5 protein-coding genes are annotated in these 8,076 nt (G+C 27.6%); 3 read left to right on the top strand and 2 right to left on the bottom strand.

From position 1 onward, the window contains the following. Positions 1-331: 331 nt before the first annotated feature. Positions 332-874 (bottom strand): recombinase family protein, encoded by a 543-nt coding sequence (locus tag HMPREF2578_RS07685; RefSeq protein WP_000873698.1) that lies wholly within the window; start codon positions 872-874, stop codon positions 332-334. Positions 875-987: 113 nt separating this feature from the next. Between HMPREF2578_RS07685 and HMPREF2578_RS07680 the strand changes: the two genes are divergently transcribed. The 3 genes from HMPREF2578_RS07680 to HMPREF2578_RS07670 all read left to right on the top strand — a co-directional run bounded on the left by HMPREF2578_RS07680 (position 988) and on the right by HMPREF2578_RS07670 (position 5,731). After that, complete coding sequence (locus HMPREF2578_RS07680) at positions 988-2,439, top strand: SulP family inorganic anion transporter (RefSeq protein ID WP_070508361.1); 1,452 nt, start codon at positions 988-990, stop codon at positions 2,437-2,439. A gap of 12 nt (positions 2,440-2,451) precedes the next feature. Next, complete coding sequence (locus HMPREF2578_RS07675; protein WP_000282781.1) at positions 2,452-2,865, top strand: universal stress protein; 414 nt, start codon at positions 2,452-2,454, stop codon at positions 2,863-2,865. Between the two features lie 322 nt (positions 2,866-3,187). After that, the gene (locus HMPREF2578_RS07670; protein WP_002487658.1) at positions 3,188-5,731 is read left to right on the top strand and encodes an AAA family ATPase; all 2,544 of its coding nucleotides are present in this window, start codon (positions 3,188-3,190) and stop codon (positions 5,729-5,731) included. 136 nt (positions 5,732-5,867) lie between these two features. Here HMPREF2578_RS07670 and HMPREF2578_RS11025 read toward each other — a convergent pair whose 3' ends face one another. Further along, positions 5,868-5,963, bottom strand: a complete 96-nt coding sequence (locus HMPREF2578_RS11025) for a type I toxin-antitoxin system Fst family toxin (RefSeq protein WP_000889978.1) — start codon at positions 5,961-5,963, stop codon at positions 5,868-5,870. Between the last annotated feature and the right edge of the window lie 2,113 nt (positions 5,964-8,076).

Below are 8,076 nucleotides of genomic sequence, written 5' to 3'. Positions count from 1 at the left end.
GTACAGAAAATGGTTATTTTCTGTACACTCTCTTTTTATATTATATATCTACACTTATATTTTTTTCGAACAACAAAGAAACACAAGTAACTATTGGTCTGAGTCTCATACTATTTTTATTAAGGCAATCGTTTATGTCGTAATTATGATGAAGTGATTAAAACAGCTAATTATTTAAATGGGAAAGAATATTAATGTATTTTAAACTTCCTTCTTGGGCTATTGTTTTGATTGGTATTATTTTAGGTATTCTATTTTATTAATATAAATAATAATTAAAATACTCATACTCTATATACATTCCCCTTATTTAACAACTAAGGGGAGTGTATTATTTATCTAAATGTCTGTATAATGTGGCTCTACTTATATTTGTTTTTTCTTTTATCTCATCTAATGTATATTTCTTACTCATATACATTTCTATAGCATCTCTTAAATTTTTATCATCACGTTTAGGTCTACCAAGACGTTTACCTTCTCTTGTATAATTCTCTAACCCCATACGTGTTCTAAATTTTACAATGTCGCTTTGAAAATCAGTAATCTCATGTAATGTTTTTATAAAATTTTCATTGGTATCTGCAATGAGATTTTTATTTAAATTAATTATATATAGTGAAATTCCTTTGGCAGAAAGTAAATCTAGTATATCTACTAAGTGTTTTGTAGAATCTGCAATAATACACAAATCTGTAATATACAATGTATCACCAAAAACTAATTTTGAATTTAATAATGTATTTAGTTCGTTTCTTTTTTTATTATTAGCATGCGTCTCTTTTAGAATGTTTTTTGTATATATTTCTATTTTCTTTGCTTGTTCAGTAACAGTGTCATTTATTGTTACAGGTCTAATGTAGCCGTATTTCATTTTATTACACCACCTTACATAAAAAAGTATAACACATAGTTTCATTAAGGGGTATATATATGAAACTTTTATGTTATACTTTACAGTATAATTAATATAAAGGAGAGAAAGCGATGGTTGAAAAATTAAAATCTGAATGGTTCAATCAGCCTAGAAAGAATATACTTGCTGGGATCGTTGTAGCACTAGCATTAATACCAGAAGCAATTGCGTTTTCAATTATTGCTGGTGTGGATCCGATGGTGGGATTGTATGCAGCATTTATCATTGCTACTGTTACTGCCATAGTGGGTGGTAGACCTGCAATGATTTCTGGCGCCACCGGGGCTGTGGCGCTTTTAGTCACACCTTTAGTTAAAGAACATGGTGTTGAATATCTTTTTGCTGCTACGATATTGATGGGGTTAATACAATTAATTTTAGGAATACTTAAAGTCGGTCGTTTAATGAAATTTATTCCCCGTCCAGTTATGATTGGATTTGTTAATGCATTGGGTATTATGATTTTTATGTCTCAAATAGAGCATATTTTTAATATATCTATAGCAACTTATATATACGTTATTATAACTTTACTAATTGTATATGTTATTCCTAGATTTTATAAAGCTATACCTGCCCCATTAATAGCTATAATTGTTTTAACAGCATTGTATATGTATACAGGATCTGACGTAAGAACCGTAGGTGATTTAGGTAATATTAAGCAAACTTTGCCTCATTTCTTAATCCCTAACATTCCTTTTAATTTAGAAACACTTCAAATTATTTTCCCATATTCATTATCAATGGCTATTGTGGGTCTAGTAGAAAGCCTACTTACAGCTAAAATTGTAGATGATGCAACAGATACACACAGTAGTAAAAACAAAGAATCAAGAGGTCAAGGGATTGCTAATATTATTACTGGTTTCTTTGGCGGTATGGGAGGTTGTGCCATGATTGGACAATCAGTAATCAATGTTAAGTCAGGTGCAAATAGTAGATTGTCTACATTTACAGCAGGTATTGTACTTATGTTTATGATTATTGTTCTCGGTGGTGTAGTCGTTCAAATCCCGATGCCAATTCTTGCAGGGATAATGGTTATGGTTTCTATCGGGACTGTTGATTGGAATTCATTTAAGTATATAAAAAAAGCACCTAAAACAGATGCATTCGTTATGGTTTTAACGGTTATTATTGTATTAATAACACATAACTTAGCTATCGGTGTAGTTGTAGGTGTTGTTTTCAGTGCTATATTCTTTGCGACTAAAATTTCTAAAGTTGAAGTTATTTATAAAGAGTTAGGTAAGCAGCATCGTTTTTCTTTTAAAGGTCAGATATTCTTTGTATCAATTGATTCTATGATGGAGAAAATTGATTTTAATATTGAAGATAGTGTCATAGTGTTGAATTTTGATCACGCTCACCTATGGGATGATTCAGCAGTAAATGCCATTGATACGATTGTTAGGAAATTTGAAGAGAAAAACAATATTGTGTATGTTGAAAAATTAAACGCAGATAGCCGAAAAATTATTTCAGAACTAAGTTATTTAAATGAAACTCATTTAAATTAAGGAGTGTTTTTTATGTATAATTCAATTTTGCTTGCAGCAGATGGTTCAAAAAATAGTATACGTGCAGCCCAAGAGTTACTAAATTTTATAGGTGATTATACAATTGTCACAATACTTACGGTTGTAGATATTGAAGAATCAAAAACAGATGTTTTACATGATCACCAAGGAACTAATCTAACTCAAAAAAGGGAAAGTAAATTACAATCTATTAAAGATTTATTTACAGAACACAATGTGAATTACAAAATTAAAATTGTTCACGGTACTCCAACAGATAAAGTGGTTGAAGTTTCAAATAGTGGTGAATATCAAGCTATCATTTTAGGTACACGTGGCTTAAACAGTTTTCAAAAAATGGTTCTTGGTAGTGTAAGTCATAAAGTTGCTAAACGTTCTCAAATACCTGTAATTATTGTTAAATAATTAAAACTCTTCTATATTTTATAGAAGAAGTTTAATAATTTTATAAACCAAAACTGACATATATATCTATATACAAAAAAGAGAGTCCGAGAAATAAAGTTTCTGGACTCTTTATATTTATTATATAAATAATCCTACTTCATTCAGTAAAGTAACAAATGTGATAATTACAAAATTTTATATGTGTGATTAGAGTGTACCTTTATCAGCCTAATTTTTTTGATAATATATACACAATAAAATAATAAAAATATATCTTCTACTTTTAAAGTATTAGTATAATAAAGTTGCAATCTATATTTTTATAAAAGGAGAATGAAAAGTGATTATTGATGATATAGTAAAATGGATTGAAGAGCAACCTTACTGGCAACAAGTTATAGCTAAAAAAATACTAGACAAGAGTCACATTTATGATGAAGATATAGAAGATTTTTTTTCTATATTTATGAAATATAACAACCTTGAACATGGAAATTTTAATAGAGAAAAAATAGAATTCCGAAATATTACTAATACTACTGATGAACATAAAATAGCAAATTGGAAAGGTTTAGATAATGTTATTGGTGTAAATGCCATTAAAGATAATGCTAATTTAGTTATTGGTCCTCAGTTAACACTAATCTATGGTGAAAATGGTAGTGGTAAATCAGGGTTTACTCGTTTACTTAATAATATTTTTATTTCAAGAGGAGATACTAGATTACTTTCCAATATATTCAAGGATAATCCGTCGCCTCCTTCAGCTAATATTAACTTTGAAACTAATGATGGTAATATAGATAAACTATATTATCCAAAAGATTCGAACCATCCTTATACAGACCATGTATCGGTATTTGATTCACATAGTGCTTTACATGATTTAACCCAAGAATCTGAACTATCATTTTCACCAACAGAATTTAAATTTTTTGATAAATTATTAGAAATTGTTCAAAAATTAAAAGAAAAATTTGAAGCTAAAATCAATGATAAAACCTTAGACAATACATTTATAAACCATTTTGATAAAGAAACTTCTATCAAAAGATTGTTACTAAATTTAAATACAAAGGATGATTTTGATGAATTAAAAATAAAAGTAAAATTAACTGAAAATGATATGGAAAATCATGCTAATAATAATAAGCGAATATCAGAATTACAATCAATGCAAATATTTGATAAAAAACAAGAGTACCAAAATTTAATATCAATTCTTGAAGATGTTAAAAAAACAATAAAAAAACTCAACCCACTTTTTAGTTCTGCTTATTTAAGTGAAGTTAAAGGTTTGATAGAAGAGAGAAATCATTACAAAGACGTATCTTTAACTGAAGGGATAGCTCAATTTAAAGATGAAAACATAGAAAAATTAGGTTCAAAAGAATGGAAAGATTTTATAGAATCAGCCTATAAATATTATACAACTATAAATCATAGTGTTAATTACTGTATTTTTTGTCACCAAGATATTAGTAATATAAAACTAATAGATAAATATTGGAAATATTTAAAAAACGAGTCCGAAAAAATATTAGCCGTTAAAAATAATTCTATCAAGAAGGAAGAAAGACGCTTTAAACTTATAAATACAACTATTTTAAATAAAGATTCTATATTAAGCTACTTTCTAAAAGATGACAATATAGATTTATTTAATTCTATTAATCAAGCTTCAAATAATTTTGAAAGTCTCAAAGATAAGGTCCTTAAAGCTCTCAATAATTTACAATGGGATTCACAAATTAAAGGTTACAATTTTGATTATAATGAAATTGAAAAAGTTATAAACAATTTAAATAATTTGATTGAAGACCTTGATGAAGACAGTGTAAAAAAGGAAATTGAAGAACTACAAATTAAAGAGAATGAATTTAATGATAAATTAAAAGTGGAAAAATTACTTCCTAAAATAGAAGACTTTATAAACAACAAAGAGTGGGTAGATAATGCTAGCAAAATAAAAATTAACACACGTTCTATCACTTCAAAACAAAACAGTTTATTTTCTAAATACGTAACTGACACATATATTGAGACATTCAATAATGAATGTCAAAAATTAAATGCTAACTTTTCAGCTGAAATCAAACAAAGGGGGAGAAAAGGTACAACCTTAAATAAGTTAACCATACAAGAAAAGAAACCAATAGACATACTGAGCGAGGGAGAACAACGGGCTATTGCTTTAGCAAATTTTTTGTCTGAAACCTCAATGAACAAAAATAATGTTTGTATTGTATTTGACGACCCTGTTTCTTCTCTTGATCACAAAAGAAAAGAAATAATTGCTGATCGATTAATTGATGAAGCACAACAAAAGCAAGTAGTAATTTTCACTCATGACCTACCTTTTTTACTATTAATGCAAAATAAGTCTTCAGAAAAACAACTTGATTGTCGTCATAATACACTTAGAAAAATTAAAAATGAAACAGGTATTTCTACAAACTCACATCCTTGGATAAGTATGACTGTTAAAAGAAGAATTGGTTATCTAAAAGAACAACTTCAAAATATCACAACTTATTATAACAATATCTCTTCTGATGCTCCGGAAGAACAGTTAGAATATAGTTATAAGGCAAAAATGTGGTGTGAAGAATTAAGGGAAACTTGGGAAAAAAGTATAGAAGAATTATTATTAAATGGATCTATCGAAAGATTTAATCCAGCAATTCAAACGTCTAGACTAAAAAAAGCTCCATTTAATAGAGAATTATATGAAGAAGTTGAAAAAGGTATGACAGAATCTTCAAAATGGGTTCATGATAGGTCATCTGCCCTAGGCGAAGAAACACCGAGCCCCGAACAATTGAAGGAATATATTGATGATTTGGAAAAATTCACAAAAAAACTAAAAAAATTAATAAAGTAGTAGTAGTATATATATATAGTTTTGCATTTCTCTACTAACCAGTGTTATAATTTAGTTAACAAGGAAACTAGCATAGATGCACCAATCCCCTCACTACGGCAATAGTGAGGGGATTTTTAGGTGTGGCTATAGTCGCCTATTTATTATTGCGATTACGTAGCCAATGCGTAAATAACGCAATAATACAACCACTGATGACTGTGGTCGTGATGTGAACAAGGATTTCTAGCATAGATTAGCACCTCCTCTCTGCGTCTGAATTGACGCCTGAGAGATAGGCGACCTACATATTATATCATCTCCGCATATACGATGATAGATAACTTCCGATAAGTCATTTTATGTAATGATAGTGAGATTCAGATCCATTTCTATGATATCTAGAGGCAAAAGAGATACTTTATAAGTATATTTCAAGTTTATTATAGTAATTAAACACATCACTATAAGTAAATAAATTTACTAGTTTACTAATGACTATTGCATTTTTAATAGAATTATTGATTTTATACTTACTTTCCAATAATACTTTTTAGCACCTTTTAAAATCTAATATGCTTTTACTTGATCCTATATACTCTTAAATTTGCGTCATTTCATTTAACAGCTTTCCTAATAATTTTCGCTTTGAACATTAGAAAATTGATGATGATTTATGTTTTCTTTAACTTTAATTTATAGGAGAAAAATCATGATTCTGTTAATTTATGAAATCTTATTATTTTTAATAATTTCATTCTCTTATTTTTTATTCAAACTATTTTTATGGAGATTCATTTTGGAATCTTAGCTTCAATATTCGGAATGTTTACAACAAATTTGTTTATGTGTGACATGCTTCTATATAAAAGTCCAGAATACAATGACAAGAAAATCTTTAAGATTTTTATAAACTTAATCAATCTCGTAATAATTATTATTAGCTTAATAATACTCAATTTATTAACTGTAAAATAAGTACAGAATTAGAATTGAAATTAATGTATTAACGTTGATCTTTGAAGCTCTTAACAATTTTCAAACTTATAAAATTGTCGACTAAATCGCTCATACCATACGATATTCATCTTAAAATTTAGTTAAGTATACTCACAACATTATTAAAATTTCTTATCATAAATGTGCGCTCTACTTTTGTTTTTACCCTTGTCTAACATATGGAAAAATGACGCATAAATTCTGAAAAAATTAATCAAAATATTCCATTATTTCGTTCGATTATTTAACAAGAACCTCTGAAAAAATGCAGAACTTATTAATGACTTAAAATGAATTTTATATCAAAAATGTATATTAAGTTTCGGTGTAATTACTTAAATAAAAACATAAACTTTTAAATTTAGATAACACTGAATATGGTAATTTAATTCAAAAAATGATAAAGAAAAAAACACATTCAATTACAGCAATTGGGCACTTCGAAAACAAAATTATCTCTTAAAAAATAGGGAACTTTAGCTAAAAAAGCTAGCATTTGTTATTGAAAAGTCGAAAAAAAGTATGGGTACAAAATGGGTACAGATACAATATGTAGGGGTACATTTTGGGTACAAACACAAAATTTAGGCACCAAAAGAAAAACTCTGAAACCTTTGAAATGTCTGGCTTCGCCAGACCTACCTTTGTAAAAGATGGCAAATTTCTCTTATGCTCTTAATTCATGATTTGGGTTCAAATCAAAATTTTGGTGTTTTAAAAGAAAAATGTCTCCGAAAAAACTAAAAAACAAAGTTGGTTTTTAAATGATTTTATGCCAAATTTTAATTTACATGTAACTGATAAGCATCTCAAAAATTTGTCTCTGGTTCATCAAAAAAGTTTAGACTTGTTTTTTTAATTAGCTCATATTTGTGTTCTCAGATCCTTTAAATGATTTTGAATTAAATATACATAAAATACGCCTAAATGTTCTAAAAGTATCTTTAAATAACAAATAAGGTATTTAAAATTTTAATAGGACTTGTGATAAAGTTTGTTGAAAAGGAACTCTATATGTTTTGGAATTTTTGTATGCTTGTTAAATATCTTAGTCCCTTTAGCAACAGTTTTTGAAGAAGAGACAACAAATTTATTTGCTAAAATAAAAGATAAAAATAAAGAAGAGAATCATTAAAAAAAGGAGTGTTTTTAGATATCATCTTGTATTGTTGTCCAACTATTATTATCTATTTTGATGCTTGTTTTTATACATCAACAAATAAATCAAAGCCATTTAGATTTTTGGTTTATTATTTACTTCTTATTTTTTATAGTTGTGGTTTTGTTTTGGAAACCTTCGAAAGACAAAAAGTAGACCACACATTTATGCAGAGAAAATTTATTGTGCGTTGAGAAGAACCCTTAAC

This window comes from Staphylococcus sp. HMSC072H03 (assembly GCF_001809305.1).
In the GTDB taxonomy this organism is placed as follows: domain Bacteria; phylum Bacillota; class Bacilli; order Staphylococcales; family Staphylococcaceae; genus Staphylococcus; species Staphylococcus hominis.
The sequence above is the reverse complement of the archived record's forward strand: the minus strand, read 5'-3'. Positions and strand labels throughout refer to the sequence as shown.